Below are 26,185 nucleotides of genomic sequence, written 5' to 3'. Positions count from 1 at the left end.
GCATCGGTCGCGTGCAAGCCATGGATAACGCTGGTTGGGGGTCGGATAAACCCTGTGCGTGAGGAGTTGAACGCTAGTTCACAGATGTAGGCGGCAAGTTGTGGAGGGGTTCGCGTGCAGGCGGGAAGCGGGCGGGGGCAGCCATCATTGGCTCAGGTGTTGGCTTGAGGCCCGGGGATGCGGCCGTAATCGATGACTTGCGGGTGGAGAGGCGGCTTATGCGGAGGGTGGCTCGCCAGTCAGCCGCTGCTGGCTGCTGGCATCGGCGGCGCCGTGCAGTTTCCTACGCGCCTTGTCTCGCCAGTTGGGGGCCAGGGTCTCGCAATCAGCGAGTTGCTGCAGGTGCTGGTGATTCCGGCGCCGATAGACCGCGGCCATTGCGGCAGCGATGCTGAGGCTTTCGGGCTGGCGTTCGAGCCGTTCGATCATGTCGCCCGCGGTGAGGGTGCCTGGTTCCAGTACGCGGTAGAACCAGCCGCAGCGCCCGGTTTCCTGGACCTCGCGCGCGAGGCCCGGGACGTCGAAGCGGGCGTCGAGCTTCCAGCACGGGGTGCGGGGCTGGCTGACCTGTACCCGGGCGGTGCCGATGCGATAGATGTCGCCGATGTGCACGCTGTGTTCATCCATGCCGTGGCTGGCCAGGTTTTCGCCAAAGCCGGGGGGCACGAAGCGGGTGGCGCGATCGGGGTACTGCTCCTGCCACCCGGCGTACCGATCGAGGCTGTAGTGGAGCAGGGCGCGCTCCGCGCCGCCGTGGTTTTCCGGGTCCGCCTGTTCGTCACCGGCCAGGCCGAGGGGGCCCAGCACGACTGGGCCTTCCACAGGCTGCTTATCGATGGCGCTGGCGCGGCCCCTGGCGTAGTCCGCGGTTACGCGGCCGGTGTAGATGCCGATGAGTCGGGTGGTGGTCATGCAGGGGCACTCCCGGGCTGGCGCGGAGTCTCGACGATACAACAAGTCCGCGTCCGGGTGACGGCGGCTCGCTCAGCGCCCGCGCAGATACAGCAGGCGGGCGATAAAGGCGATACCCAGGATGATCCAGCCAATGGGATAGGGCAGTACGCCGGAGAAGAAGGCGGTCAGGCTGGCGACGAGCGACGCGCCAATGACGAGCAGCGGGATGTCCATTCCCTTGAGAACGGCGATGCGGATCCAGGTTCCGCACGGACACCGGGTGACGGCCCGCAGGGTGGCGAGGCGTGCGGCCGGCGTGGCCGCTTGGTGGCGGGCCTCACGTGTCGGGGCCGTGGTGCCAGTGGTCGAGGATCTCCAGGATCGCGTCGATGGCCGGGGGTTCGTCCGTCAGCGGGCCGGGTACCAGCAGCCCACGATGCGAGGCCTCGAGGATCAGCGGGCCCGGATGCCCGTCCAGGTGCAGGGATTCGACCGGCACCACGCCGTCGCCCAGTTCGTCGTCGGTCTGCTCCCACCATTCGCTGATGCGCCCGGCCACCGCCTCGAGGTCGATCTGTTCGTCCAGCGCGGCGAGACTCTCGCGCATGGCGGGGGTGGGTTCGGGCAGTTTGCCGCCGATGATGCGGATCGGTATGTCGTCTGGCCAGGGGCGTGCGTTCAGTTCGGCCAGGAAGCGGCTGTCCGGGCGCAGGTCGATCTTGGCCGCGCCGGTGCCGTCGCGCAGGCCGGCAAACAGCGAGAAGCGCTGCTGCTGGATGTCGGCCAGCCACTCGCGTACCTCCAGCCAGACCCGCAGCCGGGCCCACTCGGAGCCATGATTGGGGGTGGCCACCAGGATCACGCCGTCGATGCGGGGTCCCTTCGCGCTCGGCGCGGCGCCTACTGGGTGGCGGTAGCGGGTGATGAAGTCGCGAATCACCAGGCCGCCCATGCTGTGGCCAATCAGGATCACTGGATGGTCCGGATCCAGTTCGCCCCAGTATTCGGCCAGCAGGTCGGTGCTGTGCTCAATGGCCTGATCGTTGGGGTAGCGAAACTCCCAGCCGTTGAGCTCGGCTGCATCCAGGGCCTGCGCCAGTTCGTCCCAGATGTTGCCGGGTTCATCCAGGCCGTGCAGCATCAATACATCGGGTGGCGCGGATGTGCCGAATGTCTCGGAGCGGGGCACGAAACCCACCAGTTCCTCCGGCAACTCCATTGCCTCGGGAAACCACTCGTGCAGGCGATCCTGTACTTCAATGCGCAGCTCGCGTTCCTGTTCCGGGTGCTGTTCCGTCCAGCTTAGCCAGGCCGCCAGGACCATTAGCGGCAGTACGACGAGCATGCCCACCACAATCAGGCGAGTGCGCAGGCGAGGCTTTGGACGTGTGCGGCGGCTCATGGCGTATCACCATCCGACATGTGTCGCGCCTCGGCAAGGGTCGGGTCAGCTTTCTCTTTCGGAGCCTGCTAGGCACAGTGCACATGGAGATTTCGCCGAACAAGGAATTCACGATGGCGGGAAAGTCACCTTTAAAAGCCAAGCCTCTGCGTAACCCTGGGGAGTCGTTGGCACGTCACATCGATGAAACAGTTGACCGGGAAGCGATGAAGTACGTGCTTTTCGCTCTCGTGCTTCTGGCGTTCACGGCTTTGGAGTGGATCCGAAGCGTTACCGGGACGGAGCCGATCCCTGGGGTGTTCTCCGTCGTGGCGTTGGTCGCTGTGATGGTTGCTGCCTACAAGGTCGTCCGGACAAAAAAGAAGGTTCGGGCGATGAAGTTGGGTTTGGATGGAGAAAAAGCGGTTGGGCAGTATCTTGAACGCCTGCGGGCTAACGGTGCGCAAGTGCTTCATGACTTTCCAGGGGAGGGTTTCAATGTGGACCATGTGGTGGTCCATCCAAGCGGTGTATACGCCATTGAGACGAAGGCTTATTCGAAGCCAGTGACAGGTGAGCCGCAGATCGTGTTCGATGGCGAGCACGTCGAGATTATGGGGCGACGGCCCGAAAGGGATCCGATCCGACAGGCTCGAGCCTGTGCTTCCTGGGTGCGTGAGAGGATCGAAGAAACTACGGGGAAGAAGGTTCCGGTGCGCCCGGTTGTCGTGTTCCCCGGTTGGTTCATCCAGCCCACGGCTCAGTCCAAGAAAAGCGACGCATGGGTGCTGAACCCCAAGGCCCTGCCCGCATTTATCGCGCATAGTGACACGGTTTTGGCGGATTCGGACGTACATTTAATTGCGTCTTCGCTGGGTCGTTATGTCCGTAACTCGTAGTTCTGGAGACGCTCCATGAAGATCCCGGTTTTGCCTTTTTTGCCCCTGTTGCTGATCCCGTTTCTGCTGACCGCGTGCGCCGGGCTGGATGTCCGCGACTTCGGCCTCGACGGGGGTGGTGGTGATCGTGCCGAGGAGGCGATCCGTGAGGCCCTGCGGGTGGGCACCGAGCGCACGGTGGAGCGGACCGGCCGCGAGGATGGCTACTGGGGCAACGCGTTGATCCGCATCGGTCTTCCGCCGGAGCTGGAGCAGGCCGGCGATACGCTGCGGCGCGTCGGGTTTGCCAGCCAGGTGGACGATCTGGAGCGGCGGATGAACCGCGCGGCGGAGGCGGCAGCGCGGGAGGCCGTTCCGGTGTTTGTCAGCGCCATCCGCGGGATGCGGCCGGAGGATGTGTATGGCGTGCTGCGCGGGGCCGATGATGCCGCCACGCAGTATCTGCGCGATGCGTCGGAGTCCACCCTGCGCGAGCGCTACATGCCGATTGTGCAGGAGCAGATGGAGCGGGCCGACGTCTATCGGGTGTACCAGCCGCTGCGCGACGCGGCGGGCCGCATTCCGGGCCTGTCGGGGCTGGACGTCGATCTGGATCGCTACGTGACCGATCACGCCCTGGATGGCCTGTTTACCATCCTCGCGGACGAGGAGCGCCGCATCCGCGAGGATCCGGCCGCCCGCACGACCCAGCTCCTGCGCGACTATTTCGGTCAGTAGCGCACTGCGTGCAGATGGCCGATGCGCGGCGTGTCGGAAAGCAGCAGGGATGGGATCTCTTCGGCCCGTAACGGACGGGCGAAGTAGTAGCCCTGGATGCAATCGAATTTCAGTTCGCGGCCGATTGCCAGTTGTTCCTTCGTCTCCACGCCCTCGGCAATGGTCCGCAGGCCCAGTGACTCGGCCAGCAGGACCATGCCGCGCGAGAGGTCGTGGGCGGATGGATCGATCCCGAGTCCGGAGATCAGCTGGCGGTCGATCTTGAGGATGTCGATGGGGAAGCGGTTGAGGTAGGCCAGCGAGGAATAACCCGTGCCGAAGTCGTCGATGGCGAGCTGGATGCCGAGTGACTTGAGCTGCTTCAGGGCATCGGTGGCCGCGTCCATCGCCAGTACCGTTTCGGTCAGTTCGATGTGCAGCAACTCCGGCGGTAGCCGATGGCGATCCAGCGCGGCCGCGACATGGGCCGCCATTTCGGGGCGGACGATGTCGTGCGCCGAGAGGTTGATTGCCACATACCATGCGGGGCGGCCGTGTTCGGCGGCCAGGGCCTTCCACGCGGCCGCCTGGCGGCAGCCTTCGTCCAGGGCCAGATCGCAGATGTCATGGATTAACGTGGAATCCTCCGCCACGTCCAGAAACTCCGCCGGGGATAGCTCTCCGCGGATGGGGTGTTGCCAGCGGATCAGCGCCTCGACGCCGACATGGCGCTCCTGCGCCAGGGAGTAAATCGGTTGGTAGCGCAGGAAAAATTCGTTGTGCCGCAGCCCGCGCCGGATATCGAACTCCTGGCGCATGCGCCGCAGTTCCTCGGTGACCGGGTGCAGCGCGGGGATGACCAGCCAGGCCATCAGCTGGCCGATGCCGACGAAGAATCCAGTACGGGTTAGCCAGCGTTCGGTCTCCTGCGCGATGCCGGCGGTGACATCCACCGGCGTCATGGGTCCGGCCAGCACGCCGGCCACCAGGGCCACGACCAGGGCGGCGCCCGCGCCGAAGCGCGCCGCGGCGAACAGGATGGGCACGTAATAAAAGTGCGGGACGATACTGTCGGCGCCACCGGCGGTGTAGACGACCAGCCAGGACAGGGCGAGCCCACCCAAGATCAGCAGACTAGCGCCCACGAAGGACATGCCCACCCAGGCACGGAGTGTGGTGCGGGCGAGGTAGTCGGTGTAGCGGATGCTACCGGTGGAGGGCAGGGCCGAGGGAAACCTGGACATCGCGCTCTTCCTTTGGCCAATCCCGGGCCGGTTATTACACCTTTGGCTGTGCGACAAAGCGGCACGGCTTCAGGGTGGCATGTCCAGTCGTCCAAGCGACCGCGCCTGTATCCCGAGTGTAGTACATGTGAGTCAGAACACCGTTCTGCAGATCGGCAGCGCGGATCTGGCAAATCGGTACCCCATGAACGCTGCGGGGTCGTTCCTGGTGCATATAAAAGGCGGGCCCTCGCCTTCGATGATCTGGCTTTTCATGCCCCCTCCTCGCGATGCCCGGGTGGCCAGAAAGGACTCTCGTTAGGCGGTGTTAGGTCTGAGTTGTGGGCAATCGAGATCGGGATGATAATCCGCCGCCCGGGGCACAGCCCCGGCCAGCCATTGCAAGCCTGGGCCCCGAATGCTGAAGAAGATCAAGTTGGAACATGTCGTCGAGGGAATGTACATCCGGGAACTTTGTGGCTCGTGGATGGAGCATCCCTTCTGGCGCACGCGCTTCCTGCTGGACGATGCGAAGGACCTCGCGACCCTGCGCGAAAGCAGTATCCGCGAGGTCTGGATCGACACCACCAGGGGGCGGGACGTGGAGGGTGCGGAGGCCGCCATGACGCCGGCGGAGCGGGATGCCGAGGTGCAGGCGTCGCTGCAGTCGGTCCCGGATGCCGGGCGCGATTGGGAGCCCGCGTCCATGCGGGAGGAACTGGATCGGGCGGCGACCATTTGCCGGAAATCGCGGCAGGCGATGACCTCGATCTTCGGGGAGGCGCGCATGGGCCGCGCCGTGGACACGGAACTGGCGCGCAAGGTGGTTGAGGAGATCACGGACTCGGTGGCTCGCAACTCCAGGGCGCTGGTCAGCCTGGCGCGGCTGAAGAACGCGGACGACTACACCTACATGCATTCGGTGGCGGTATGCGCGCTGATTGTGGCGCTGGGCCGCGAACTGGGACTTGAGGACGACGCGGTCCTGGCGGCTGGTGAGGCGGGTCTGATGCACGACATCGGCAAGGCCGCGATGCCGCTGGAGGTGCTCAACAAGCCGGGCAAGCTCACCCCCGAAGAGTTTGCCGTGATGAAGCGCCATCCGGCGGAGGGGCGTCGCATCCTGCAGGCGGCCGAAGAAGATCTCTACCCGGTCACCCTGGATGTCTGTCTGCATCACCACGAGAAGATGGATGGTTCGGGGTATCCCGAGGGGCTGGTTGGGGACCAGATTACCCTGTACGCAAAGATGGGCGCGGTCTGCGATGTCTATGACGCGATTACGTCGAATCGCCCTTACAAGGCGGGCTGGGACCCGGGCGACTCCATTCGCAAGATGGCCGAGTGGGCTCAAGGCCATTTCGATCCAACCGTTTTCCAGGCGTTCGTGAAGAGCCTGGGTATTTACCCCGTGGGGTCCCTGGTGCGACTGGAGTCCGGGCGGATCGGTGTGGTCGTGGACCAGTCCGCGGGTTCGTTGCTCAAGCCGGTCGTGAAGGTCTTTTACTCAACCAGCTCGGGGTGCCGCATTCCCCCGAAGGTCGTGGACCTCTCGGCGACGCACGTTCAGGAGGCTATTGCCGGGCGCGAGGACCCCACGGCATGGCCGTTCCCGGACCTGGATGAGCTGTGGTCCGGTCTGCCCGGCGGCAACGGATAAAGGAGACGCGTCGCCGCTGATGGTGATGATCTCGCGTGCCGTGATTTCGAGGCGCCCATCGAAGGTGGCGGAGGCGCGGCTTGGGTCTCCGAGCTCGCGATTGATGGCGGTGGCCAGGGCAGCGACCGAGTCGTAATCCCCGTCCGGGACGTCGATCTCCGGCCGCTCGCCGATGCGGATGCGGAAGTCGCCCGCCACCGTGAACGGACCGCTGGCGAACAGCGCCGTCAGATCCCCCGACCGGCTGGTCGCGATCGCGCCGAGCTGGCGCGTGCCCATGCCGTCGCCGAGGTCCACGGCGAGGGTCTGCCCGGCGTTGGCGCCAACCTGAAAGAACGCGGTGGGGGTGCTGCCATCGAGCAGGGTCCGTCCATTGAAGGTGGTCTGGGTGACCACCCGGTCGGTCTCGGCCAGCAACTGCCGGGCCTCGCGGTTCAGGGCCTGGCGGTCGGAGGCGGACAGGGTGCCGTTGGCCGCCTGCAGGGCCAGCTCGCGGATGCGCTGGATGTTGCCGCTCATGGACCCCAGCCCGCCCTCGGCGGTGCGGGCCAGCCCGATGCCGTCCTGCGCATTGCGCATGGCCTGGTTCAGGCCACGAATCTGGGTCGTGAAGCGTTCGCTGATGGCCATTCCGGCGGCATCGTCGCGCGCCGAGTTGATGCGGCGCCCGGAGGCCAGGCGTTGCAGGGCCACCTGCAGGGCGCCCTGGGAAAGCCGCAGGTTGCGCTGCGCGTTCAGCGACAGGAGAGTCGCGTTGATCATGGGCCATGGTGTCGGATCTCACGGCCCCGACCTGTTCGGTACGCTCCATAGCGCTTGCAGGCGCTCCTCCCGGCCGCAATGGGTCACGTAGTCGGCGTAGCGGTCCGGGTGGTTGCGGTAGTAGTTCTGGTGTTCGTCCTCGGCCCGATAGAAGGGTGCAGCGTCCCGTATGCGTGTCACCACCGGTTGGTCGAAGCGGCCCGAGCGGTTCAGCTCGGCCCGTGAGGCTTCGGCGATGGCGCGCTGGGCGGCATCCTGCGGAAAGATGGCGGTTCCATAGTGGGGCCCGCGATCACAGAACTGCCCGTGGGGATCCAGCGGGTCAATACTGCGCCAGAAGGCCTCCAGGATCTCGCTGAAGCCGATGCGCCCGGGGTCGAAGAGGATACGCACGGCCTCGACGTGGCCGGTGCGCCCAGTGACCACCTGCCAGTACCCGGGATCAAGGGTATGCCCCCCGGTATACCCAAGCTCGGTTTCAAGCACGCCTTCCAGCGCATCGAAGGGTGCCTGCATGGACCAGAAGCAACCGCCGGCCAGTACCGCCTGTTCGGGTCCCTCGGCCTGTGTCAGGGCCGGCGCCGAGAACAGGAGCAGGGCGGCAAGCCAGAGTGTGCGAGCGAAGGACATGATGCCTCACGAATGCATGCGATCCGATCTTCAGACCCCGAGCCGCGTTCAAGGTGCCCGGTCCAGCGGTCGCGGGCGCCTGGATCAGTCCCTACTGGTTATCACGAGGGATGGAGGCGATGGACCAGACCCCGAACCTGGTGCCACTGCAGGACATCCGGTGGTGCTGGCCGATGATTTCTCCGCGGGAGTGGCCTACTGTTTTGGGAAAGAGCACGCTGGTATCGAGGATCTGGCCACGCGGGGTGAACTCGATGTGGCGACGACCTCGCGGATTGCGTCCCGCACGGCGTGATCCGTACTTTTCGTGGCGGGAGGGCGTCTGCGTATGCGGCGGGGATGGATGACATGACGAACCCCTTGCGGAAGGGTACGGCAACCGCCGTTGCACGCAATGTAAAAGGGCGGTACAGATTCATTGTGCAAGGAGCCAGGTAATGGATAAGCGTACACGGGCAGGGGTGTTGGCGGCCGTCCTGTCGCTGGGACTCGCGGTGCTGTTGGCTGGGTGCGGGGGAACCTTCCCGCAGCCCGGTCCGGATCCGGAATTCGACGACGGACTGAGTGCGGAGGCCCTGTTTCAGCGAACGCTTGCGGCCCACGGCGGGGACCTGCGCGAATACCCGGGTGATCTGAATCAGGCGACCGATGGCGAGTGGGGGCGCGTGATCCAGCGCCTCCAGCCGCTGGTAGCCGACGGCGACTACCGTGGCCAGGGCGAAGAGCGTTATCGCCCCGCCGATGATCTGTATGCGGTCCACTACACCGGACCCGAGGGCACCAAGAGCGTCTTCCGCCACGGTGACGAATTCCGCTTGTACTACGATGGCGAGCGCAGTTCGGACCGCGACCGGATTCGCGCCAGCGCGATGACCACGGACGCCGGCGAGCTGTTCCACTACGGTCCGAGCTTCGTCAAACACCGGGCGACCGACATGGAGCGGCTGGCGGACCAGCGCGAGGGCGGTGTGAACTACCGCCGGGTACTGGCCACCATTGAGCCCGGGTTCGGCGAGGCGGACGAAGACCAGGTGGTGATGTGGATCCACCCCGAAACCGACCTGCTTTATCGCGTGCATGTCACCCTGAACGGCTTTGGCCCCACCCAGGGTGCCCACGTGGATACGACCTTCCTGGAGTACGCGGAGATCGAGGGGTACACCCTGCCTACGCGCTTCGAGGAACGGGTGCGCGGGCCGCTGCGGCTGTTCGTGCACGAGTGGTGGGTGACCGGTCGGGACAGCGGACGCGACTGGGCGCCTGCGGATGTCCGTGGGCCCGGTTTCTCGGGGGCTGCGGCGTCCCCCGCGGCGGACACTACCGCACCGTAAGGGATGTTCGGGTGTGCCATCATCGGCCCGCGATGAACGACGTGAGCCGACCCAGGGCCGATCTGCCGACTCCAAATGCCCCCGCGGTTCCGGATGCGCCGGCGGTCGCCGATTGCTTGTGGGGTCGCTGTGCGGTCGGGCCCTACTGGCTGGAGGTCGCGGAAGCGCTCGAATCCGCCCCCGACGGGATGTCGGACAAGCCACCTTCCTGAAGGCGCCGGACCACGGCCAGTGCCGTGCGGCGGCTGTAGTCGTGGATCTTCCAGTGATCCGGCATCCAGCCGACCAGGAAGCGGTAGAAGTCGGCCTGGGCAATGGGGAACAGCGCACGCCACTCGTGCTCGATGGCGTCGGCTTCCGTGCCCTTGCCCCGTTCGTTCAGGGCCTCGCGCAATGCCGCGAAATAGGCATCCAGCAGGTCGGCCTCCCAGTTCTCCTGTTCCCGTTCGTCCAGGCAGCTCCCGAGGAAATAGGCCACATCGCGCATGCCGCAGCCGCCCCCGACATACTGGAAATCCACGGCTGCGACGGCGTCGCCCTCTGGCGCAAAGCAGAAGTTGGCGACCTTGGCATCGCCGTGGACCAAGCTGCGATAGCGGGCGCCGGTCAGGGCGTTGTCGAGGGCCGCTGCCGTCTCGCGAATCGCCGGGTCCTCGATGGCGGCCCATTCGTCCGGGCGGGTGGCCAGATGCCAGTAGCTGCCCTCGGGCCACAGGCCGGTGGGCTCCCGCCCCATGAAACGCGCGTGGAAGCGGGCGAGCCACCGCAGGCAGAGCCGCGCCTCGGCGCGGGTCAGGTGGTCCCTGCGCTGCGGGAAACCGGCAGCGTCGAGGTCCTCCAGCACGATCAGGTGCTCGCCGCCGATGGTCGCGGTATCCAGACAGCGGGGGACACGGGTGCTGGCGTCGCATTGGTTGGCCCAGTCGCGGTACCAGGCCATCTCCACCTGATAGGAGCGGAGCTTGCGCTGATGCGAGCGGTTGTTGCTCCAGCCGCGCGGATGGTCCAGTTCGTCGGGGAACACGATGTGCTTGAGGATGACTGTGGGGGAGTCGCCGCCTTCAAGAAGGTAGCGCACGATCTCGCCGTAGCCGCTCCAGAGGGTCTGGATGACCGGGCCGCGCACCGCCGTGCGGGCACTGGTGGCCTGCAGGACGAAACGGGTCGCTGCGTCGGTCATCCGCGGTCGGGCAGGGCGCGACAGCTCCAGAACACGCCCAGCATCTCGAGCATGGCGGCGTCGTCGCGGGTCCAGAACACGATGTCGTCGGTGGGATTGGCGTAGCGCCCGCCGTAGGCCGTCTCGGTGGCTTGTAGTCGAGCGCGGGCCCCGTTGAAGGCCAGCACGGCCTGCTCGCCCTCGAAGGTGGCGGTGAGTTCGGGGCCGTAGGCGCAGATGTAGGCCATCTCGCGCGGGGCATCATCGCCCCGCGGCAGCGCGTTGCAGCCGGCGATCAGCATGATTCCTGCCAGTACGATTGCTAGGCGCACGCGGTGGTCTCCCGTTGATGATGGATTATCGTAGCGTTCGGCCGGTCGGTACTGCATGTGGCCCTGTGTTACCGAGGGAAACACATGATTAATGTACACGCTCGCGTTGGTACCCCAGGTTTTCCGAGACAAGGCGCGGTGCGCAGCCGGTAGTGGTTCTACCGGCAAGGGCCGCAACGCAGGATCGGGGAGCCTGGGGTACCAACCCCACAAGCGATTGAATGCAGGGGCTCGGCCGCTTTTGCGTGGGAACGGCGTTGCGGTTCCCTTGTGCAGAATGACTGCACGGCAGTCACCGCGCCTTGTTCGCACGCAAAAGCGACTCGAGCGCGAGCGTGTACATTAATCAGTGTTTCCCGAGGGTGTTCCGACCGTGCGGGTCGCGTGGACCGGGCTGATTCAGGCGCTGCGGCCCGGGTGCGCGGCGGCGGACGATGCGGGCTCGGCGAGCATCTGTTGGCAGTCGGCGGCTGGCTGCGGGCGGGCAAACAGGAAGCCCTGCAGGGTCTGGCAACCGGCCTCCTGCAGGAAGGCTTGCTGCGCCTCGGTCTCCACGCCCTCGGCGACGGATTCGAGGCCCAGGTTATCCGCGAGGCTGAGGATGGTGCGCACGATGGCGCCCGCGCTCGACTCGGTCTCCAGGTCCGCGACGAAGCAGCGATCGATCTTCAGCACATCCAGCGGAAAACGGCGCAGATAGGCCAGCGATGAATACCCGGTGCCGAAGTCGTCCAGGGCTACGCGCACCCCGCGCTCGCGAAATTGCCCCAAGGTGCGGATGACCTGGTCGGTATCGGCCATCAGCATGCTCTCGGTGACCTCCAGCTCCAGGGCGTCCGCACTCAGCTGGGTGTGTTCCAATACCCGGTCGATGCTGTGCGCCATCTGGCGATCCCGAAACTGGGGAGCGGCCAGATTGACGGACACGCGGACCGGTGGCAGCCCGGCCTGATGCCAGGCCCGACACTGACGGCAGGCCTCGGTCAGTATCCACTGGCCCAGTTCGACGATCAGCCCGGTCTCTTCGAGGATCGGGATGAAGGCGCCCGGCGAATGCACCGTTCCGGCTCCATCCTCCCAGCGCAGCAGGGCCTCGACGCCGACGATACGGCCATCGCCGGCCGCCACCCGCGGCTGGTAGTGGAGAAAGAAACCTTCCTGGTGATCGACCGCGCGCCGCAGTTGGCCCTCCAGCGAGACGCGTGTCCGCACGTCGTTGTTGAGCTCGCCGGAACAGAACTGGATGGCATTGCCCTCGGTGCGCTTGGCCTGGTGCATCGCGGATTCGGCGCGGCGCATCAGGTCGGACGCATCCTGGGTGTCGTGGGGATATACGGCGACCCCGACGGAACCGGGCACATAGAGCTCGTGCTCGCCAGCCTTGATGATCTGGCGCAGCGGCTCCAGCAGGCGGGTGACCGCGCCGGCGACCGAGCCGGGAGACTCCACCGGGAGCAGGGCGCCGAACTCGTCGCCGCCCAGGCGTGCCAGTACGCCACCGACCGGCAGACGGTTTTCCAGGCGCCGGGCCACATGTTGCAGGACCTCGTCGCCGGTGGCCTGGCCCATGCCTTCGTTGACGCTCTTGAAGCGATCCAGGCCGATGTGGGCCAGCACCAGTGGACGCCCCAGGCGCTCGGCATCGGTGACGGCCTGGTCGGCGCGTTCGGCAAAGCGGGTGCGGTTGGGCAGGCCGGTGAGGGCGTCGTGGTAGGTGATGAAATGGAGGTGGCGCTCCGCCTCGCGCCGTTCGGTGATGTCGTGCACCACGCCGGCCATGCGTTGGGGCCGGCCCTGGGTATCGAAGTCCACGCTCCCGCGCTGGTAGACGATGCGGACGGAGCCATCGGGGCGGACGATGCGGTGCTCGATGTCGTATTCCGGTCCTCCGGGGGTGAGGGCGTCGTCGACCGCGCGCTGCACGCGCTCGCGGTCGTCCGGGTGCACCGCCTGCATGAACGCCTCGTGGGTAGCACCCCATTGGTCGTATTCGAGGCCGAAGATGCGGAACACCTCGCTGGACCAGCGGATGCCCCCGGCGTCGAAGTCCGAGATCCAGTTGCCCAGATGGGCGATCTGCTGCGCCTCCTGCAGTTCCGCCTCGCGCCGTTCCAGCGCCTCGCGCGCCGCGCGACGCTCGGTGATGTCCTGGAACGAGACCACGGCGCCGGTAACCCGGTTGCGGGCATCGAACAGCGGGGCGGCGTTGATCAGTACCGGGAACCCGTGTCCCGCGCGGCTCCAGAAATACTCCTCGCAGGCCTGCAACGGCTCGCCGGTGCGCAAGACTCGGTACACCGGGCATTCCATGGCGGGGAAGGCCTGGCCGTCGGGCCGGCTGTGGTGCGACAGTTCGTGCGAATTGTGGCTCAGGGCCTCGTCTTCGCTGGCGAACCCGAGCAGTGCGCAGGCCGCGGGGTTGAGGAAAGTGTAGTTGCCATCGGCGTCGATGCCGAAGACGCCCTCGGCCAGGCTCCCCAGCAGGTTTTCGCGCAGGAGTTCGCCCTGCTTGCGGTCCGTGACGTCGATTCCGAGGGTCTGAAAATGGGTGATCTCGGCGGCTTCGTTGAAGAAGGCGCGGCTGGTCCAGCGGATCCAGCGGTCGGCCCCGTCGCCGCGGCGCACCGGGTTCTCGATGGTGCGCACGGGCGCGTCGGGGGTATAGCGCAGCAGGTCGGCACGGTTCTCGGGCTGCCGCTCTTCGGGGAGGTCATGGATCCAGCGGTGCCCGAGCAGGCTTCCGGGGCGCGCCGCGAAGTACTCGTGGGCCGCCCGGTTGGCATAGAAGATGGTGGTGTCGGGTCGATAACAGATGATGATGAAGGGGTGGTTTTCCACCAGGTCCTCGTACTGGACCTTCACCCCGGACGAATTGCTCATGCATTTCCCCTGTCGGACGCGTCCTGCTGGCCCCTTCCACCCGAACGCGTTGTCCCGAGTCTGTCAGGGGAATTCTGAAGGCGCAAACCGTATTCAAGAGGCAGATTTCAGGGGCGGTCAAGCGGCGTCAACGCGGCGCGGTTCAGTGGGGCCCGGGTACGGGCGGAGATGTCAGCGCGGGCGTTCGCCGGAATCGAGTTGATCCAGCGGGTCGTGGGCGTCCTCGCGCTGGCGGACGCGTTGTTCGTGTGTCCGGGGGTCGGTAAGGGAGGGATCCGCCTGCACGTTTCGCACGACGAGGAAGGTCCATACCGTCGCAAACACCCACAGGAACAGACCGATTGCCAGCGGAAAGCCGCCGTAGCCGGAGATGCCGGCCAGGCCGGTCAGCAGGGCATAGGCGATCGACACGAGGGCGGCCGCCCAGGCAATGGCGATCGGCGCGGCGCAGCTGTGGGCGGCGGCGCCGTAGCGGTACGCCGCCACCGGCGGCAACACGATGCCGAGAAAACGGTAGAGCGCAGGTTCCCGCGCGGGTTGATGCAGGCTGGTCATGTCGATCCCTCTCTCCGGGGTGCCGCTTTCCCCGGAGTCTGGTCCGAATCCGGGATGTTTTCCACGTGGCCCGGCGCCCGCTGCGCGAGGACTGGACGTGGATCACGGCCCTGGCGCTCGGCCCGGCCGCGAATGGACTGCGTTCCGGCCCCCGTGCGGGGCTTGGGCCGGTTGCTATCCGTTCAGATCACCGGCGATGGGGATGGTTCAGGGCCTGGGTTCGGCGGTGTCGGCCGCGGCAATGGCGACCCGGTCGCGCCCACCGCGCTTGGCCTGGTACAGGGCGCGGTCCGCGGCCTCGACCACCTGCGTGGCGTGGCGGGTCTCGTTGGGGGTGAGGCAGCCGACCCCGGCGCTGGCGGTCAGTGTGGGGGCCACGCGGGAACTCGCGTGCGGGATCGCCTCCTCGCGGATGCGCTGCAGGCAGCGCTCGGCCAGCGCGTGGGCCGCGTCGATATCGGTGTCCGGCAGGATCAGTACGAACTCCTCCCCGCCCAGGCGTGCCAGCAGGTCCTGTTCGCGGCCGACGACGCCGGCGAGACAGGTGGCGATCCGCTGCAGGCAGCCGTCGCCGGCCGGGTGCCCGTAGCGGTCGTTGTATTCCTTGAAATGGTCGATATCGAGCATGATGGCGGAGAGCGGGCGCTTGTCGCGCCGGGCGTGGGCCCACTCGCGTTCGAGTACGAGGTCGAACTGCCGACGGTTGGCGATGCCGGTGAGCGAGTCGCGGTAGGACAGGGCCTCCAGTTCGGACTTCAGGCGCAGTAGTTCTTCTTCCTGTTGCTTGCGCTCGCTGATGTCGAACATGAAACCGAGGAGGGCAACACTGACCAATGTACACGCTCGCGCTCGAGTCGCTTTTGCGTGCGAACAAGGCGCGGTGACTGCCGTGCAGTCATTCTGCAAAAGGGAACCGCAACGCTGTGCGCGCGCAAAAGCGGCCGAGCCCCTTCGGGGTTGGCACCCCAGGTTCCCCGATCCTGCGTTGCGCCGCTTACAGGTAGAACCACTACCTGTTGCACGACGCGCCTGGTCTCGGAAAACCTGGGGTGCCAACGCGAGCGTGTACATTGGTCAGTGTTGCCCTTGGGCCTCGACCTCGCCGTTCTTGCGCATTACGTGGACCACATCGCGGATCCAGATGTAGTGCCCGTCCCGTGTCAGGGCGCGGTAGTCCGCCTCGTGGTCGACCCCGGACTGCGACTGGGTGACGCAGAAGTTGACGACCGATTCGCGATCGTCCGGGTGCATGCGCTCCACCCAGTCGTCGATGCTGACCCAGCTCTCCGGCGTCCAGCCCAGCAACGCCTCGATCTGCGGGCCGATATAGGTGAAGCGCATGGTGGCCCAGTCGATCCTCCACGGGATGGCGCGGGTGGATTCCAGCAGCGTGCGATAGACGGTGCTGTCCGGTTCCATCTCGGGGTGCGTGGTGGGCGATTCGATGCCCGGTCCCGGGGCCGTCCCTGTGTTCTCCGGCTGGTCGGCTGCGGTCGCGTTCATGGCGAATCAAGTCCTTCTTCGGGGCGCAGGCGGTATTGCGTGGTGGTTGGATTGATCAGCTGGCGGCGAGGGGCTGGATCAGCAGCTCGATCTGCGGGGAGAACGCCTCGCTGCCGAGGTTCCCGGCCGGAGTGGTGGTGCCGAAGACGCGCAGGACCAGGCGTTCGGGGGCGACCCCGGCGTTCTCCAGGCGGCGGCCCGCCGCCATCGCATCGTCCTCCGTGCCCTCCGATGAGGTGTCGGATGCGTCCATGCCGTGTCCATGCGCGATGACGGTCACCAGGCTGGCACCAAACTCGTCGAGCAGCCGGCCGATGGTATCCAGTGCGCGGGCCTGGTCCGCACCTTCCGGCAGGGTCACACGGATACCCGAATCCTGATGATCGATCGCGCTGGGTTGTCCGGACAACTCCTGGCGCAGGCGGGCCCCCAGGACGTCCATGTAGTAGCCCAGGCGACCGGGGTCCAGGGTTTCGTGACCCTGTTCCCTCAGGAAGACGCGTCGTTCGCTTTCGGCACTGGACGAGCGGGCGATGTGCAGGCCCAGCGACGGTTCGGTGGGTTCCGTCGAGCGGGTTTCCGTCTCGGTATCCGTATCCGTACCTGCGGCCGTATCCGTATCCGTATCCGTTTCGGGCTGGCTATCGGTGCCTGCGGGTGGCGCCGTATCGGTTTCCGGCGCCGTGGGTTCGGAGGCGGGGCGGTCGCCAGTGGGAGCCGGTGCATCCTGCTCCACCGGCAACAGGGCACAGCCCGAGGCCATCGCGGACAGTAACAGGGGGAGCGCCAGGATGCGGCCCGAGCGACGGGTGTTCGAAGATTGGAACATGGTCTCCTCAGTGTTGGCGGCACCAGTCGCGGAAGGCCTCGGCGGACAAGGGCCGACTGAAGTGGTAGCCCTGTCCGCCTTCCACGCCCTGCGCGCGCAACCATTCCACCTGGTGGGCCGATTCGATGCCCTCGGCGACGATCTGCAGATTGAGCGAGCGGGCCATCTCGATGATGTGGCCGATGACATTGCTGGTCACCGCTTCGTGGGCGATGGCATCGGCAAAGGTCTTGTCGATTTTTAGTGTATCGAGTTCGAAACGTTCCAGGTAGGAAAGGCTCGAATATCCTGTGCCAAAGTCGTCGATGGCGATGTGGTGGCCGCGCCGGCGCAGTTCCCGCAGGCGGGCGCGTATGGCGTCTTCGTTGAGCAGGGAGCGTTCGGTCAGCTCCAGCTTGATCGCGGAGGGTGCGACACCTGCCTCGCGCAGGGCCTTGCGCAACGCATCCCCGAAGCGGTCGGAGGCCAGGTCGTGGCCGGTAATGTTGAGGTTGATGGCCTGCTCGGGATGCGCCCGCAGGTTGTCGCCCAGATCGCGGAGGATCGCGCGCAGGATCGCCAGGGTCAGATCGGTGGCCTGCCCGGTGTCCTCGGCGAGCGGCACAAAGACATCCGGGCGGATGGTCTCGTCGCCCTCGCGATGCCAGCGGGCCAGGGCCTCGGCACCCCGGCAACGGCCGTCCGCGAGGTCGACGATGGGCTGGTACTCGACACTCAGGCGCTCGTTGGCAATGGCCTCGCGCAGCTCGCTGGCCAGGCTCAGGTGGCGGCGCAGGTAATGCAGGACCAGGAGTAGCCAGAGGGTCACCAGGAGCAGCCCGAAGATGCCCGCCACGATCAGGGTGGAAAGGTAGCGATCCCAGAAGGCCGCCAGCGGCTGCACGGCAATGATGTCGACAGGGAAGATCGTGTCCAGCGAGAAGCGGCTGACGATGCGTCCCTGGGCGCGGTCGACGCTCAGGCCAATGGGGGTGGCGGCGGGTGATGGCAGGTCGGCGTCAGCGGGATAGCGGCTCATGGGAAGGCCTTCGACCCACAGGCCGACCCGCTGCTTGTCCAGCAGGCCCGGACTGATCAACAGGCGTGGGTCGATCGCGACATCATGCTGGCCGAAGCGCATCAGGAACAGCTCCACACCGCCCACGGCGGTGTCCGCGCTCGGCCACCAGGCGACCACGCCGGTGTCGTAGATGCGGCTGGCACGCGGTGGTGTGAGGGCCTCGCCCTGGACAAACCCCGCACCGCACTGGCGTTCGGCCGCGCGCCAGTACCCGATGGCACGCACATGAGGCCGTGCGATGGCCGCGTCCTGAAGGCGTTCCAGGTGCTCCGGGGAGCAGGGTTCCAGGTCCAGTTGGTTGAGGCTGTCCAGCAGTTCGCGGGCGTCTACCAGCGCGGCTTCGGTCTGTTCGCCCAGGCGCTGGGAGAGTTCGGCCAGGCGCTTCTCCTCGGCGACCACGGACTCCTGCCACAGGAACCAGCCCAGGGCGGCGAGCGGCAGCAGGATGCCGAGCAGGGTCGCGGCGGAGACCGAGAGCAGGACCTTGTCGCGTCGGGTGATCATATTCACCAGGGGCTGGAATCGAACGGATCGAGAGTAGCACGGGGCGGACCTCAGGCCGGTACCCGTAATGTCACGGAGATTCGGCAACGTCTATGGTCAGAATGAGGAGTCCGTGCCGGGAGGTGTTGCCATGAACCAGGATCGGAAAGAGGGCGGAGATGGGGGCGCGACGATGTCGCACGAAACATCCGGAACGCGAATGCCGCAGGCCCTGCGCAGCCGGATCAGCATGCATGACGGTGTCACCGATTGGTGCGACTGCTGTTCCTGCGAGGCCGAGCCGTACTGGGCGGAGGTGGCCGAGGAGCTGGGAATCGATCCGGATCCGGGCGTGGCACGTGGAGGGCGCGCCCGCGGGTCAGTCGCAGCTCCCGACTGAGTCACGGGCGCAGATGCGGCCGTCGGTCCAGATGCTGCGGCTTAGGTAAGCAGCGTCCAGCCGGGCACCGGAGAGGTCGGCATCGGTCAGGTTGGCGTGGGCGAGATTGGCATTCTCGAGGTTGGCGTCGACCAGGCGAGCCTGGATCAGGTCCGCGCCGGTCAGGTTGGCGCCAGCGAGATTCGCGCCCTCCAGTCCGGCCAGGGCGAGGTCCGCGAAACGCAGATCCGCGTCGGTCAGCCGTGCACCGTGCAGGCGCGCGCCGGCCAGGCGGGTGCTGTGAAGTGACGCGCCCGTCAGGTCGGCATCGCGCAGGTCGGCACCGGCCTTGTCACAGTAGTTCCAGTTGACCCCGGGCCCCGCGGCTTGTTCGCAGTTGGGCCCGGGGTCGCGCTCCAAGGCAATCCCGAAGGCGAGCAGCAGGCCGATGGCCAGGGTGACTGCAAGGCCACCCGCGATCCAGGGCCGCGGCCCGCGGACCCACTCACTCCAGGGCGGCGCCGGCCGTTCCAGTATCTCGGCCCATTGTTGGCGATGGGAGATCGTCGCGGGCGATTCGGGACAACGGCGGTCCCCCTTGCGGCGCTCGCGGATCTCGGCGGGCGGGTTGTCGTCGCGCCGTTCCCGCCGGCGTTCGTCCTCGCGCAGGCGGGCCTGGTTCAGGCGTTCGCGGCCCTCCGGGGTGTGGGCGTTCTGCAACTCTTCGGGGATCAGGTGAGGGCGCTGGTCGATGCGCCACCAGGTCTCGCGGTCGAGGCTGACCTGGTCATCCGGGCGCAGCCGGCCCAGGATCAGGAAGCGCCCGATCGAGCGCTGAGGGTAGGGCCCGCATACCTGATCATCGCGTCGGGTAAACCACAGCTCATGGCGTCCGTCGCCGGTTCCCGGGGGCGGATCTTTTGCGTCTGGCCGGGGATCGGGGTTATCGCTGGTCACGGTTCTTGCTGGCTTCCCTTGGCACCGCGTCCGTTACGGTGGATGCCGCGAGTATAGGGCATGGAACAGGGCTTCTGGGCACGGATTACCGGCTGGGGGCCGGGGGCTGGATGCCCCAGGTATCGAGCTGGTCGCGGAGTTCCCCGGCGGCGGGCTCCGCCTTCTCCAGGATCTCGTCGATCCGGTTGAAGTGCAGCAAACGGATGCCACCGGTATCCGGTACCAGGTAGAGATCCGGCGGGTCGAGGCGGGTCATGTGGCGGATGATGGAGCCCTGCATGATGCTGAAGCTCTTGAACAGCAGGTCGGTGATGCCGATGTCCTCGGTGGCGTTCGGCGAGCCATTGCCGGACACGTCCACGGCGATCACGTAGTCGTATTCGCCCTGCAGCAGATCATAGGGCAGTGGATTGGAGGCCCCGCCGTCGATCAGGGTCTGGCCGTCGTCGTGCCGGACCGGTTCGAACAGGCCGGGCACTGCCATGCTTGCCTCGATCGCCAGGAAAAGGTCGCCCTGGTCGATCACCACGCTCTCGCCGGTGCGAAAGTCGGTGGCGACCACGGCGAAGGGGATGCGCAGGTCGTCGAAGTCGCGCGCCTCGGTGTGCTCGGCGAGGAAACGCAGGAACTCGCCCGAATCGAACAGGGCATTGCGGCCCAGTCGCAGGGGGACCAGGTCCAGCAGCTTGATCTCGGAGCGCGCCAGCCCGGTCAGGGCATCAAGCTCGGATCCGGAAAAGTCGTCGAACAGGTCGAAGATCTCGTCGGCATCGAGCCCCGCGGCGTACAGGCCGCCGATCACGGCGCCGATGCTGGTGCCGGTGATGCGGTCGGGCAGAACCCCCCGGTCGTCGAACACCTGCAGCATGGCGATATGCGCCAGCCCCCCGGCCCCGCCCGAGCCCAGCGCCAGGCCAATGGTGGGGGTGGGCGGTTCAGCGGTGTCTGCAGCCAGTGCGACCGGGGCGGTGGCCAGGAACAGGGCGAGGAAAAGGAACGACAGCCGTTTCATGGGGCGATGCGCTTCCGGGGCGTGTGGGTGTCATGCTGCTACCCTGAGCCCGAATGCACGGACGGGCAAGCAGAGGGTCGCGCATGCGGGTCACAACAGGGAGTGGCGAGAGGGTCCCCCGCGCCTTCAAGTGGAGCTATCTTGCCTTCTTGCTGGTGCTGGTTCCGGTGTATGCCGTGGTGCATGGCTGGTTCAATTTCCTCTGGTTTTCCAACGTGGCGTTACTGGGCGGGCTGCTGGCGGCCTGGCTGGAGAGTCGCCGGATCGCGAGCATGATGCTGGTGGCCGTCGTGCTTCTGGAGCTGGGCTGGGTGCTGGATTTCCTGCTGAGCATGGCGGTCTGGGGCTGGGCCCCGCTGGGGGTTGTGCACTACATGTTCAACCCCGAGATCCCGCTGTTCGTGCGCCTGCTGTCGCTTTACCACCTGCCGCTTCCGTTCGTGCTGATCTGGATGGTCTGGCGTCTCGGGTATGACCCCCGTGCCTGGCGTTACATGGTGGGGCTAGGCTGGGTCATCCTGTTGCTGACCTTCGCGCTCGCGGATGCCGACAACAACGTGAACTGGGTGCTGGGTCCGGGTGGGCAGGTGCAGGAGTGGATGCACCCTGTGGCATGGCTGGCGGTGGTCATGGCGGTATGTTCCGGGGTGTGGTGGCTCACGCATCTGCTGTCTGCCTGGCTGTTGCCGCAGCGCAGCATCGCGCGCTGCGGGCGGGCTTGGTAGGCTGACGGGCTTCCCCGAGCGAGGAAACGGGAGCGGAAATGATCGAGACTACGCCGGTAGAGCGGGTCGGGCTTGTCGAACCGGACACGTTCCTGCGGCAGTACAAGGCGGTCGCGCAACCGGTGATCCTGGAGGAGCTGACCCGAGAGTGGCCGGCACGGGAGCGCTGGACACCCGACTATTTTCGCGAGGTCGCCGGGGATGCCGTGGTGCCGCTGTACGACAGCCGGCCCGCGCGCGACAACGAGCATCAGCACGCCGCGTCCCTGCACATGCCGCTGGCGGAGTATCTGGACCTTCTGGAAGGGGGCGAGCGCGATCTGCGCCTGTTCTTCTTCAATCTGTTTGCCGCCCGGCCGACGCTGGCGCGCGACTTCGAGTTTCCCGACATCGGTTTGCGACTGTTCCGCAAGCTGCCCGTGCTGTTCATGGGCGGCAAGGACGCGCGCGTGCAGATGCACTTCGACATCGACCGCCCGGATATCCTGTTGTGCCACTTTGGCGGGCCGAAACGCGTACTGCTGGTCGCTCCCGAGTACACGCCGTACATGTATCACGTGCCTTTCTCGTTCAGTGCGCTGGCCTCGGTGGACTTCGAGGATCCCGACTACCAGCGCCATCCGGCCCTGCGGCATGTGCGGGGGCACCTGGCCGAATTGCACCACGGGGACGTGCTCTATATCCCGCCGGGGTTCTGGCACTACGTGCTGTATGACGACATCGGCTTTTCCATGGCACTGCGGGCGTTTCCGCGTGACCTGCCGAATGTCGCGCGGATGCTGAGCAACCTGCTGGTGACGCGGACCATCGAGGGCACCATGCGCAAACTGGTCGGGCAATCCTGGAACGACCGCAACGAACGCCGCGCGGTGGAACGCACCGAACACTTTCTCGCCCGGCATCCCGCGGCCTGATGGATCCAGGCACGCGCTCGCGGAGTAAGATCAGGGTGCTGGCCTTTTCTTCTTCTGCCTGGAACGAGGTGCTGCCGTGAGTGAAGCCCTGCACGTGGTCTGTCCGCATTGTGACGCGGTGAATCGAATCCCTGCGACACGGCTGGGTGCCGGCCCGAAGTGTGGCCAGTGTCATCGGTCGTTGTTCGGCCAGGATCCGCTGGAACTGACCGCCACGAATTTCCTCCGCCACCTCGAGCGCAACGATATCCCGCTGTTGGTGGACTTCTGGGCGCCGTGGTGCGGCCCCTGCAAGATGATGGCCCCGCAGTTCCGCCAGGCTGCGGCGGATCTCGAGCCGACCGTGCGGCTGGCGAAGGTGAATACCGAGGCGGAGCCGGAGCTGGGCCGGCGGTTTGCGATCCGCAGTATCCCGACCCTGGCGCTGTTCCGCGGCGGACGCGAAGTGGCGCGCCAGGCGGGCGCGATGGGGGCGGCGGATATCGTGCGCTGGACCCAGAGCCAGGTTTAGCCGGGCAAAGGTGGCTTCGTCGCGGTCGTCAGCATCGTAGGGTGCCGACGGTAATCAATCAGCGGCTGCCCAGTTCGCGCCAGGCCTCGTGGCCGCAGCTCATGCAGTGGTATTGCGCCTCGAAATGCCCCGGCTGGTTCGCACGTTCTCGGATCGTACCGTCCTGGAAGGTGAAGCTGCGCAGGGTGCAGCGCGGGCATTTTTCGACCGGGTCGCGGGGCGCACGTGGCTCGCTGGCCGCAGGCGTGTCGGTGCCTTCGGTCCTGTCGGCGGCGTCCTCGATTGCCTGATTGAGCTCCCGGGTCAACTCGGCCGTGACCCGGTGGGCGGCCTCTGTGGTGTCCTCGCGGGCCATGGCCTCCAGCTCGGCCAGACGGTCACGGATGTGCTTTAGACGGGTTTCGAGTTCGGTCACGGGCGCCTCCAGGGTGGTATGCCCAGCATAGTCGGTTCGAGTTCGACGGGGGTTAATCCAGCCGGACTACTGTACGGCCGCGGATCTGGCCCTTCAGGATCGCTTCGCCGTAGTCCGGCAGGTCTTCCAGGCCGATCTCGCTGGTGATGGCGTCGAGATCGGCCCCGGGGAGCAGAGCGGCCAGGCGCTCCCAGGTGCCCCGCCGCCGCTCGGCGGGGCACAGGACCGAGTCGATCCCCAGCAGGTTGATCCCGCGCAGCAGGAACGGCAGGACCGTGGTCTGGAGCTGCGCGCCGCCGGCCAGGCCACAGGCGGCCACCGAACGTCCGTACGCCATCCCGGCGAGTACATGGGCCAGCATGTCGCCGCCGACCGTGTCCACACAGCCCGCCCAGCGTTCGCCCAGCAGCGGCTTGGCCGGCGCGTCGGCCAGCGCCTCGCGAGCCAAGATGGTGCTGGCGCCCAGTTGGTGCAGGTAGTTGGCGTTCTCCGGGCGTCCGGTCACGGCGGTGACCGTGTAGCCCAGGCGTGCCAGGAGCCGCACGGCGATGCTGCCCACGCCGCCGGAGGCACCGGTGACCAGAACCTCGCCGGTGCTCGGTTGCAATCCGTGATCTTCCAGGGCCTGCACCGCCAGCATGGCGGTAAAGCCGGCGGTGCCCGCGGCCATCGCCTGGCACGCGCTGTATCCGGACGGCTGAGCGATCAGCCAGTCGCCGCGGACGCACGCGCGCTGGGCGTAACCGCCCCAGTGGGCCTCGCCGACACGGTAGCCGGTCAGCACGACGGGATCGCCCGGGCGGTAGCGCGGGTCCGCCGATTCGAGCACGGTCCCGGCCAGGTCGATGCCCGGCACGTGGGGATAATCCCGCACCAGGTTGCCCCGCCCCTGCAGGATCATGCCGTCCTTGTAGTTGAGCCCCGAATAGTGAACCTGGAGCAGGACTTCGCCCGCGGGCAGGTCGTCGAGGGTGAGTGTCCGGATCGTGGCCACCGGGCCGTCGGGCTGCTGTTCCAGGAGCAGGGCCTTGAAGGATTCGGTCATGCGAATCAGCGTCTCGTCAGGGAATGCAACGGCAGCCTAACAAACGGCCGTCTTTTCTGGCGCGAAGGGCGGGGAATGTTGCTAACCTCATTGAGATGGGCGAACGGGATTGCGCGTGTTCGCCGGGCGGCGTTGCGCCACGCGCCGATTGTTTCCCGTTGCGAGGATCATCATGGCGGCAGACCCCTCCGGGTGTTTCCATTCACAGATCATTGAATACGCCCCGGTCTGGGTGAATACCCTGGATCCCGAGGGGCGGGTGACGCTGTGGAATCGGGCGGCGGAACGGATCAGTGGCTATAGCCGCGAGGAAGTCGTGGGACACGCGAGTATCTGGGAATGGCTTTTCCCCGACCCGGACTATCGCGTAGCGGTCTACGCCGAGGGGCAGGCCATCATTCACGAAGGCCGCGAGATCGCGGGCCTGGAGTCCACCATCCGCACCCGTAGTGGCGAACAGCGCACGCTGTCCTGGTATGCCCAGCGGTTTTTCGATACCGAGGGCACGCTGCTTGGGGCCAGCGTGATGGGCGAGGACATCACCGAGCGCAAGCAACTGGAACTCAGGGCACAGCACCAATACCGGTTGCAGGAGGTGGTCTCGGCGATCTCCGCGCAGTTTGCGGACCTGTCGGCGGACGCGGTGGACGCGGCCGTTGTGCAGGCCCTGCAACGTCTGGGCGAGTTCTTCCGGATGGGGCGAGCCTACGTGATCTGCTTTCGCCCGGACCATGAGACGATGGACCTGGTGAGCGAGTGGTGCGCGCCCGGGGTCGGCCCCTTTCTCGACGAGATGCAAGGGATACCCATGGAGGCGCATGGTTGGGTGACCCGCCAGATTCGGCAGGGACACCCGGTGCACGTCCCCGATGTGGGTGCGCTCCCCGAGGCTGCGGTGGTGGAGCAGGCCGAGTTCCGGCGCCAGGATATCGAGTCCCTGTTGCTCATCCCGTTGATCAGTGATCAGAAGGCCTTCGGGCTTTTGGGCCTTGATTCGGTGGCCCGGCACTACGAGTGGAGCCCCGAACAGATCGCCGTGCTGCAGGTGGTAGCCGATATCATCGCCGGCACCTTCGCGCGCAAGGAGGTGGAGGCGGAGCTGGCACGCCAGGCGCGGGTAGATGGCCTGACCGGCCTCGCCAACCGGCGCGAATTCGATGCCGTGCTGGAGCGCGAGTGCGGTTCGCGGCGCGAGGTGAACCTGGCGCTGTTGATGATCGATATTGACCACTTCAAGCCGTACAACGACCGCTTTGGCCACCAGCGTGGGGATGACTGCCTGCGCCAGGTCGCGGAGGTATTGCGCGCCGCGGCACACCGGCCCACCGATCTGGTGGCGCGTTATGGCGGCGAGGAGTTTGCCTGCATCCTGCCGGACACCACGCTGGAGGGTGCGCGGGCGGTCGCCGAACGGGTGCGCCGCAAGGTCGAATCGTTGCAGCTGGGCCACCCGGATAACGTGACGGATGCGGTGACGGTCAGTCTCGGAGTATCCGCAGTCGACGGGGGGCGATCCGTGGCGCCGGAGGATCTTCTGGGGGAGGCGGACCGGCAGCTTTACCGCGCCAAGCGCGAGGGACGCAACCGGGTCTGCGCGGCGGGGCTCTGATTACCCCCGCCGGGGTTATTCTGCGCCGGCGGCGCGCGTCGGGCGTTCGCGCGGATCGGCGGAGCGGGCATCTTCGCGTTCAAGCAGGGTGACGACCGGGACCGACTCGCTGTCTTCGCTCACCAGCTGATCGCCTTCCATCCACGGTGGCGGCAGCTGCGGACGCATGTCCTGGACCTGGGCGAAATTCGGGAACTCCACCTTGGAGAACAGTTCCGCAGCGGATTCCTGCGCCTGCGGGTTTTGCAGGGTCAGCACGAAGCCGGTGGCCAGCACCAGCAGGGAAAACTGGAAGCGCTGATCGCTATAGGTGGAACGTGAACGCAGCAGGTCGAGCATTG

At 66.5% G+C, this 26,185-nt stretch carries 25 protein-coding genes and 4 pseudogenes; 9 read left to right on the top strand and 20 right to left on the bottom strand.

What is annotated here, in order from left to right:
• Positions 1-216: 216 nt before the first annotated feature.
• From F792_RS0113895 to F792_RS0113885, 3 genes are all read right to left on the bottom strand, one after another.
• Positions 217-912 carry an MOSC domain-containing protein gene (locus tag F792_RS0113895; RefSeq protein ID WP_018170118.1) on the bottom strand — a complete coding sequence of 232 codons (696 nt, stop codon included), beginning with the start codon at positions 910-912 and terminating at the stop codon, positions 217-219.
• 72 nt (positions 913-984) lie between these two features.
• On the bottom strand, positions 985-1,128 hold the full coding sequence (locus F792_RS14940; RefSeq protein WP_018170117.1) for a hypothetical protein: 144 nt from the start codon (positions 1,126-1,128) through the stop codon (positions 985-987).
• Positions 1,129-1,231: 103 nt separating this feature from the next.
• On the bottom strand, positions 1,232-2,296 hold the full coding sequence (locus tag F792_RS0113885) for a triacylglycerol lipase (protein ID WP_018170116.1): 1,065 nt from the start codon (positions 2,294-2,296) through the stop codon (positions 1,232-1,234).
• A gap of 83 nt (positions 2,297-2,379) precedes the next feature.
• Between F792_RS0113885 and F792_RS0113880 the strand changes: the two genes are divergently transcribed.
• Positions 2,380-3,174, top strand: a complete 795-nt coding sequence (locus F792_RS0113880) for a nuclease-related domain-containing protein (protein WP_231362650.1) — start codon at positions 2,380-2,382, stop codon at positions 3,172-3,174.
• 15 nt (positions 3,175-3,189) lie between these two features.
• Positions 3,190-3,891, top strand: a complete 702-nt coding sequence (locus F792_RS0113875; protein ID WP_018170114.1) for a DUF4197 domain-containing protein — start codon at positions 3,190-3,192, stop codon at positions 3,889-3,891.
• Here the strand turns inward: F792_RS0113875 and F792_RS0113870 are convergent.
• Positions 3,885-5,114, bottom strand: coding sequence for an EAL domain-containing protein (locus F792_RS0113870; RefSeq protein WP_018170113.1), 1,230 nt, complete (start codon positions 5,112-5,114; stop codon positions 3,885-3,887). The genes F792_RS0113875 and F792_RS0113870 overlap by 7 nt on opposite strands.
• 397 nt (positions 5,115-5,511) lie before the next feature.
• Between F792_RS0113870 and F792_RS14295 the strand changes: the two genes are divergently transcribed.
• Entirely contained in the window at positions 5,512-6,753 is a 1,242-nt protein-coding gene (locus F792_RS14295) for an HD-GYP domain-containing protein (RefSeq protein ID WP_018170111.1), read from the top strand.
• Between the two features lie 6 nt (positions 6,754-6,759).
• Here F792_RS14295 and F792_RS14775 read toward each other — a convergent pair.
• The 3 genes and pseudogenes from F792_RS14775 to F792_RS15125 all read right to left on the bottom strand — a co-directional run.
• Positions 6,760-7,515: pseudogene (locus F792_RS14775) on the bottom strand (flagellin); the annotation flags it as partial.
• A gap of 18 nt (positions 7,516-7,533) precedes the next feature.
• Positions 7,534-8,145: a peptide-methionine (S)-S-oxide reductase MsrA gene (msrA, locus tag F792_RS0113850; RefSeq protein WP_018170109.1), complete on the bottom strand. Its 612-nt coding sequence runs from the start codon at positions 8,143-8,145 to the stop codon at positions 7,534-7,536.
• A gap of 145 nt (positions 8,146-8,290) precedes the next feature.
• Positions 8,291-8,490, bottom strand: a pseudogene (locus F792_RS15125) (hypothetical protein); the annotation flags it as partial.
• A gap of 92 nt (positions 8,491-8,582) precedes the next feature.
• On the opposite strand from F792_RS15125, the gene F792_RS0113840 reads away from it, so the two are divergent.
• On the top strand, positions 8,583-9,476 hold the full coding sequence (locus F792_RS0113840) for a hypothetical protein (protein ID WP_018170107.1): 894 nt from the start codon (positions 8,583-8,585) through the stop codon (positions 9,474-9,476).
• 142 nt (positions 9,477-9,618) lie between these two features.
• Here the strand turns inward: F792_RS0113840 and F792_RS0113835 are convergent, their stop codons facing one another.
• The 8 genes and pseudogenes from F792_RS0113835 to F792_RS0113805 form a co-directional block, all read right to left on the bottom strand.
• Positions 9,619-10,656, bottom strand: a complete 1,038-nt coding sequence (locus F792_RS0113835; RefSeq protein ID WP_018170106.1) for a phosphotransferase — start codon at positions 10,654-10,656, stop codon at positions 9,619-9,621.
• Positions 10,653-10,937 carry an MliC family protein gene (locus tag F792_RS0113830; protein ID WP_018170105.1) on the bottom strand — a complete coding sequence of 95 codons (285 nt, stop codon included), beginning with the start codon at positions 10,935-10,937 and terminating at the stop codon, positions 10,653-10,655. The genes F792_RS0113835 and F792_RS0113830 overlap by 4 nt, the downstream gene beginning before the upstream one ends.
• Positions 10,938-11,366: 429 nt before the next feature.
• Entirely contained in the window at positions 11,367-13,847 is a 2,481-nt protein-coding gene (locus F792_RS0113825; protein WP_018170104.1) for an EAL domain-containing protein, read from the bottom strand.
• Between the two features lie 171 nt (positions 13,848-14,018).
• Entirely contained in the window at positions 14,019-14,402 is a 384-nt protein-coding gene (locus tag F792_RS0113820; RefSeq protein WP_018170103.1) for a hypothetical protein, read from the bottom strand.
• Between the two features lie 207 nt (positions 14,403-14,609).
• Positions 14,610-15,224: pseudogene (locus F792_RS14290) on the bottom strand (diguanylate cyclase); the annotation flags it as partial.
• 270 nt (positions 15,225-15,494) lie between these two features.
• A pseudogene (locus F792_RS14285) lies at positions 15,495-15,905 on the bottom strand (PAS domain-containing protein); the annotation flags it as partial.
• Between the two features lie 55 nt (positions 15,906-15,960).
• Positions 15,961-16,734: a hypothetical protein gene (locus F792_RS0113810; RefSeq protein WP_018170100.1), complete on the bottom strand. Its 774-nt coding sequence runs from the start codon at positions 16,732-16,734 to the stop codon at positions 15,961-15,963.
• Positions 16,735-16,741: 7 nt separating this feature from the next.
• Positions 16,742-18,298, bottom strand: coding sequence for an EAL domain-containing protein (locus tag F792_RS0113805; RefSeq protein WP_018170099.1), 1,557 nt, complete (start codon positions 18,296-18,298; stop codon positions 16,742-16,744).
• A 199-nt stretch (positions 18,299-18,497) separates the two neighbouring features.
• Between F792_RS0113805 and F792_RS0113800 the strand changes: the two genes are divergently transcribed.
• Positions 18,498-18,677: a hypothetical protein gene (locus F792_RS0113800; protein WP_018170098.1), complete on the top strand. Its 180-nt coding sequence runs from the start codon at positions 18,498-18,500 to the stop codon at positions 18,675-18,677.
• On the opposite strand, the gene F792_RS0113795 is transcribed toward F792_RS0113800, so the two are convergent.
• Positions 18,657-19,613, bottom strand: a complete 957-nt coding sequence (locus F792_RS0113795; RefSeq protein WP_018170097.1) for a pentapeptide repeat-containing protein — start codon at positions 19,611-19,613, stop codon at positions 18,657-18,659. The genes F792_RS0113800 and F792_RS0113795 overlap by 21 nt on opposite strands.
• Positions 19,614-19,698: 85 nt before the next feature.
• On the bottom strand, positions 19,699-20,625 hold the full coding sequence (locus F792_RS0113790) for a patatin-like phospholipase family protein (RefSeq protein ID WP_018170096.1): 927 nt from the start codon (positions 20,623-20,625) through the stop codon (positions 19,699-19,701).
• A 149-nt stretch (positions 20,626-20,774) separates the two neighbouring features.
• Between F792_RS0113790 and F792_RS0113785 the strand changes: the two genes are divergently transcribed.
• The 3 genes from F792_RS0113785 (at position 20,775) to trxC (ending at position 22,775) form a co-directional block, all read left to right on the top strand.
• Positions 20,775-21,350, top strand: a complete 576-nt coding sequence (locus tag F792_RS0113785) for a hypothetical protein (RefSeq protein ID WP_018170095.1) — start codon at positions 20,775-20,777, stop codon at positions 21,348-21,350.
• A 38-nt stretch (positions 21,351-21,388) separates the two neighbouring features.
• Positions 21,389-22,264, top strand: coding sequence for a cupin-like domain-containing protein (locus F792_RS0113780; RefSeq protein ID WP_018170094.1), 876 nt, complete (start codon positions 21,389-21,391; stop codon positions 22,262-22,264).
• Between the two features lie 76 nt (positions 22,265-22,340).
• The gene (gene trxC, locus F792_RS0113775) at positions 22,341-22,775 is read left to right on the top strand and encodes a thioredoxin TrxC (protein ID WP_026182010.1); all 435 of its coding nucleotides are present in this window, start codon (positions 22,341-22,343) and stop codon (positions 22,773-22,775) included.
• A gap of 58 nt (positions 22,776-22,833) precedes the next feature.
• Here trxC and F792_RS0113770 read toward each other — a convergent pair whose 3' ends face one another.
• A complete protein-coding gene (locus F792_RS0113770; RefSeq protein ID WP_018170093.1) occupies positions 22,834-23,190 on the bottom strand; it encodes a hypothetical protein in 357 nt (118 codons plus the stop codon).
• A 52-nt stretch (positions 23,191-23,242) separates the two neighbouring features.
• Positions 23,243-24,235 carry an MDR family oxidoreductase gene (locus F792_RS0113765; protein ID WP_018170092.1) on the bottom strand — a complete coding sequence of 331 codons (993 nt, stop codon included), beginning with the start codon at positions 24,233-24,235 and terminating at the stop codon, positions 23,243-23,245.
• Positions 24,236-24,407: 172 nt separating this feature from the next.
• Here F792_RS0113765 and F792_RS0113760 point away from each other — a divergent pair, with 172 nt between their 5' ends.
• Positions 24,408-25,844 carry a diguanylate cyclase gene (locus F792_RS0113760; RefSeq protein WP_018170091.1) on the top strand — a complete coding sequence of 479 codons (1,437 nt, stop codon included), beginning with the start codon at positions 24,408-24,410 and terminating at the stop codon, positions 25,842-25,844.
• A 15-nt stretch (positions 25,845-25,859) separates the two neighbouring features.
• Here the strand turns inward: F792_RS0113760 and F792_RS0113755 are convergent, their stop codons facing one another.
• Positions 25,860-26,183, bottom strand: a complete 324-nt coding sequence (locus F792_RS0113755) for a hypothetical protein (RefSeq protein WP_018170090.1) — start codon at positions 26,181-26,183, stop codon at positions 25,860-25,862.
• Positions 26,184-26,185: the final 2 nt, after the last annotated feature.

The sequence above is a fragment of the Thioalkalivibrio sp. ALMg9 genome, from assembly GCF_000380625.1.
Taxonomy (GTDB): Bacteria; Pseudomonadota; Gammaproteobacteria; order Ectothiorhodospirales; family Ectothiorhodospiraceae; genus Thioalkalivibrio; species Thioalkalivibrio versutus.
The sequence above is the reverse complement of the archived record's forward strand: the minus strand, read 5'-3'. Positions and strand labels throughout refer to the sequence as shown.

Bases quoted from the DNA above. Each gene is read 5' to 3' on its own strand.
- F792_RS0113805 (WP_018170099.1), bottom strand. From the start codon at position 18,298: ATGATCACCCGACGCGACAAGGTCCTGCTCTCGGTCTCCGCCGCGACC.
- F792_RS14295 (WP_018170111.1), top strand. From the start codon at position 5,512: ATGCTGAAGAAGATCAAGTTGGAACATGTCGTCGAGGGAATGTACATC.
- F792_RS0113880 (WP_231362650.1), top strand. From the start codon at position 2,380: ATGGAGATTTCGCCGAACAAGGAATTCACGATGGCGGGAAAGTCACCT.
- F792_RS0113895 (WP_018170118.1), bottom strand. From the start codon at position 912: ATGACCACCACCCGACTCATCGGCATCTACACCGGCCGCGTAACCGCG.
- F792_RS0113790 (WP_018170096.1), bottom strand. From the start codon at position 20,625: ATGAAACGGCTGTCGTTCCTTTTCCTCGCCCTGTTCCTGGCCACCGCC.
- F792_RS0113875 (WP_018170114.1), top strand. From the start codon at position 3,190: ATGAAGATCCCGGTTTTGCCTTTTTTGCCCCTGTTGCTGATCCCGTTT.
- F792_RS0113765 (WP_018170092.1), bottom strand. From the start codon at position 24,235: ATGACCGAATCCTTCAAGGCCCTGCTCCTGGAACAGCAGCCCGACGGC.
- F792_RS0113820 (WP_018170103.1), bottom strand. From the start codon at position 14,402: ATGACCAGCCTGCATCAACCCGCGCGGGAACCTGCGCTCTACCGTTTT.
- F792_RS0113780 (WP_018170094.1), top strand. From the start codon at position 21,389: ATGATCGAGACTACGCCGGTAGAGCGGGTCGGGCTTGTCGAACCGGAC.
- F792_RS0113760 (WP_018170091.1), top strand. From the start codon at position 24,408: ATGGCGGCAGACCCCTCCGGGTGTTTCCATTCACAGATCATTGAATAC.
- F792_RS0113840 (WP_018170107.1), top strand. From the start codon at position 8,583: ATGGATAAGCGTACACGGGCAGGGGTGTTGGCGGCCGTCCTGTCGCTG.
- F792_RS0113755 (WP_018170090.1), bottom strand. From the start codon at position 26,183: ATGCTCGACCTGCTGCGTTCACGTTCCACCTATAGCGATCAGCGCTTC.
- F792_RS0113885 (WP_018170116.1), bottom strand. From the start codon at position 2,296: ATGAGCCGCCGCACACGTCCAAAGCCTCGCCTGCGCACTCGCCTGATT.
- F792_RS0113825 (WP_018170104.1), bottom strand. From the start codon at position 13,847: ATGAGCAATTCGTCCGGGGTGAAGGTCCAGTACGAGGACCTGGTGGAA.
- F792_RS0113870 (WP_018170113.1), bottom strand. From the start codon at position 5,114: ATGTCCAGGTTTCCCTCGGCCCTGCCCTCCACCGGTAGCATCCGCTAC.
- F792_RS0113835 (WP_018170106.1), bottom strand. From the start codon at position 10,656: ATGACCGACGCAGCGACCCGTTTCGTCCTGCAGGCCACCAGTGCCCGC.
- F792_RS0113830 (WP_018170105.1), bottom strand. From the start codon at position 10,937: ATGCTGATCGCCGGCTGCAACGCGCTGCCGCGGGGCGATGATGCCCCG.
- F792_RS0113810 (WP_018170100.1), bottom strand. From the start codon at position 16,734: ATGTTCCAATCTTCGAACACCCGTCGCTCGGGCCGCATCCTGGCGCTC.
- msrA (WP_018170109.1), bottom strand. From the start codon at position 8,145: ATGTCCTTCGCTCGCACACTCTGGCTTGCCGCCCTGCTCCTGTTCTCG.
- F792_RS14940 (WP_018170117.1), bottom strand. From the start codon at position 1,128: ATGGACATCCCGCTGCTCGTCATTGGCGCGTCGCTCGTCGCCAGCCTG.
- F792_RS0113800 (WP_018170098.1), top strand. From the start codon at position 18,498: ATGCCGCAGGCCCTGCGCAGCCGGATCAGCATGCATGACGGTGTCACC.